The following is a 2,717-nucleotide window of genomic DNA, read 5'->3' on the forward strand; positions in this document are numbered from 1 at the left end:
CCGCCGCAGCTCATCGGGCCCCTTCGCCCCACCCGTCGCTTCCGTCATCGGTGCGCCCTCTCCTTGATCTCCTCCACGTCCGCCCTGACACTCCCGAGAGCCTGCTCAGGCGTAGGCGGCGCGGCCCGCCGCAGCTGCGCCCGCCCGGTCGCCGCCAGCACGGCCGCGATCACGAACAGCACCCCCGTCACGATCAGCGCCGCAGCCCACACCGGCAGCACCAGCGACAGCGCCGCGACACCCGCACCGGACAGAACGAGCAGCCCGGCGTACGCGACGGCACCCGCCGCCCCGAGCAGCCCGCCGCCGCGCCCCGCACGCCGCCCCTTCTCGGCCAGCTCCTCCTTGGCGAGTGCCACTTCCTGCCGCATGAGCGTGGAGAGCTGCTCCGTGGCCTGCCCGACGAGCTCACCCACGGAGCGGCGCTCGTCGTGCACGGCCCGATGATCGATGGTCCCGGTCACGGTTCCGCCTCCTCCCGAAGTCAGGACCACCCGAGTACCCGGACGGCCCCGCGGCTACCCCAGCGGAGACGACTGTGCGCACCTGGCGCCAGCCATGAAGCATCACTTACCTAGAAGCGGTAGAAAAATTAAGTGGAGCTACACAAATGCCGCACCGGCCCCTTGGTGTTGTCCTTGGGCGACCGGAAGCCGCTGAGCGAGATCGTCTTCTCACCACCGATGGTCACGAGGACCAGCCGCTGATGGAGCTCGTTCCCGTCCCGACCGATGTCCCAGGCGACGAGCGAGTTCCCGTCCGCACAGGCGAGCAGCTGCTGCCCGCGCACCTCCCACTGCTGACACCCCCGCGTCCACGGACCAGCCCCGGTGGCGTTCCAGCGCGGGCGCGGAGACTTCCCTGCCGGGGAAGTCGTAGAACTTCTCGCCGGGTTCGGTGGGCATCCCGGAACGGCGGCCCGCACCGCAGTCATCTGCGGCACGGGCCGTCCCCACTGCTCCGGATGGTTCAGTTCCAGGCGTACCCGTCACCGAAGAGCAGCGTGTGCTCCAGCACGTCCTCCGCCGGGTCGTCGATCTGACCGACGTTGACGTTGATCAGACCGACCCGGTGGCCGTTGTGCGAGCCGGTGTTGGTCTCGTCGGCGTGCGCGACCCCCGCAGGAAGCCAGCACACCGCCAGTGCCGCGACCACCCCGGCCAGCCGGCGCGCCCCGGCCTGCCCCTGCTCGTTCCTCATGCCTCGGTCCTCGTTTCGTCGGTTCGGCGTCTGATCGGACACTGCGTCCACCCGTTCATCTGCCAAAACCACCGCGAGGTCACGCCGGGTCATCCGTACGGGAAGGCCCGGGGCCCTCAGTCGTACGGGAAGGCCCGGGGCCGTCAGTTGTGGCTGTGGAGGATCTCGTTCAGGCCGCCCCACACCGCGTTGTTCGGCCGGGCCTCGACGGTGCCGGTGACCGAGTTGCGGCGGAAGAGGATGTTGGAGGCTCCGGACAGCTCACGGGCCTTGACGATCTGGCCGTCGGGCATGGTGACGCGGGTGCCGGCGGTGACGTAGAGGCCGGCCTCGACGACGCACTCGTCGCCGAGGGCGATGCCGACGCCCGCCTCGGCGCCGATCAGGCAGCGCTCGCCGATGGAGATGATGACGTTGCCGCCGCCGGAGAGGGTGCCCATCGTGGAGGCACCGCCGCCGATGTCCGAGCCGTCGCCGATCACGACGCCGGCGGAGATGCGGCCCTCGACCATCGAGGTGCCGAGCGTGCCGGCGTTGAAGTTGACGAAGCCCTCGTGCATGACGGTGGTGCCCTCGGCGAGGTGGGCGCCGAGGCGGACCCGGTCGGCGTCGGCGATCCGGACGCCCTTGGGGGCCACGTAGTCCGTCATGCGCGGGAACTTGTCGACGGAGGTCACCTGAAGGTGCAGGCCCTCGGCGCGGGCGTTGAGCCGCACCTTCTCGAGGTCGTCGACGGCGACGGGGCCGAGCGAGGTCCAGGCGACGTTGGCGAGGAAGCCGAAGATGCCGTCCAGGCTCTGGCCGTGCGGCTTGACCAGGCGGTGGGAGAGCAGGTGCAGGCGCAGGTAGGCGTCGTGCGCGTCGATCGGCTTCTCGTCGAGCGAGGCGATGACCGTGCGGACCGCGACCACCTCGACGCCCCGGCGGGCGTCCGGGCCGATCGCAGCGGTCGCGCCACCGCCGAGCAGCTCCGCGGCACGCTCGGCGGACAGCCGCTCGGTGCCGGACGGGCCGGGCTGGTCGGCCAGCTCGGGCGCGGGGAACCAGGTGTCGAGAACGGTGCCGTCGGCGGCGATCGTGGCGAGGCCGGCGGCCACCGCGCCGGTGGTGCGAGAAGCAGTCGTGTCGGTCATGAGGGCAACCTAACCGGCGGACGCCGATGGAGGCGAACCGGTGCGGGGGCATCTCACGGGACGGGCGGTATCCGCTCCGGCGAAGACCCCCTCAACAGCACGGACACCGGCCCGGGGGGCACCTCGCTCACGGACGCCCCCGCCAGATCGGCCCCGCCTCGGAACGCCCCACTGTGGACGCCCCCTCCACGGCCCCCGCGGCACGACTCACTCACAAACACCCGACCGTACGGGCCCCGCGCGGGGCGCGTACGGTCGGGTGTTCGTGAGTGAGTCGGGCCGCGGGGGGCCATGGCGGGGGTATCCACCGCAGGGGGCTTCGGAGGCAGGGCCAGTTCGACTGGGGCGTCCGTGAGCGGGGCGTGCACGGGTCGGGCGCAGGAC

The 2,717-nt window shown here is 71.7% G+C and carries 4 protein-coding genes; all 4 read right to left on the reverse strand.

Translation table 11 applies throughout. The features are described from left to right. Positions 1–44: 44 nt before the first annotated feature. On the reverse strand, positions 45–464 hold the full coding sequence (locus K4G64_RS38865) for a phage holin family protein (protein WP_221760559.1): 420 nt from the start codon (positions 462–464) through the stop codon (positions 45–47). Positions 465–592: 128 nt separating this feature from the next. Next, positions 593–790, reverse strand: a complete 198-nt coding sequence (locus K4G64_RS38870) for a hypothetical protein (protein ID WP_221760560.1) — start codon at positions 788–790, stop codon at positions 593–595. Positions 791–969: 179 nt separating this feature from the next. Next, positions 970–1,200, reverse strand: a complete 231-nt coding sequence (locus K4G64_RS38875) for a hypothetical protein (RefSeq protein WP_221760561.1) — start codon at positions 1,198–1,200, stop codon at positions 970–972. A 143-nt stretch (positions 1,201–1,343) separates the two neighbouring features. Beyond that, positions 1,344–2,333, reverse strand: a complete 990-nt coding sequence (gene dapD, locus K4G64_RS38880; protein ID WP_053670674.1) for a 2,3,4,5-tetrahydropyridine-2,6-dicarboxylate N-succinyltransferase — start codon at positions 2,331–2,333, stop codon at positions 1,344–1,346. Positions 2,334–2,717: the final 384 nt, after the last annotated feature.

It is taken from the genome of Streptomyces sp. WAC04114, from assembly GCF_019733245.1.
GTDB classification, from domain to species: Bacteria; Actinomycetota; Actinomycetes; order Streptomycetales; family Streptomycetaceae; genus Streptomyces; species Streptomyces massasporeus_A.

Excerpts from the sequence above, each read along its gene's own strand:
- dapD (WP_053670674.1), bottom strand. The coding sequence starts at position 2,333 with ATGACCGACACGACTGCTTCTCGCACCACCGGCGCGGTGGCCGCCGGC.
- K4G64_RS38875 (WP_221760561.1), bottom strand. The coding sequence starts at position 1,200 with ATGAGGAACGAGCAGGGGCAGGCCGGGGCGCGCCGGCTGGCCGGGGTG.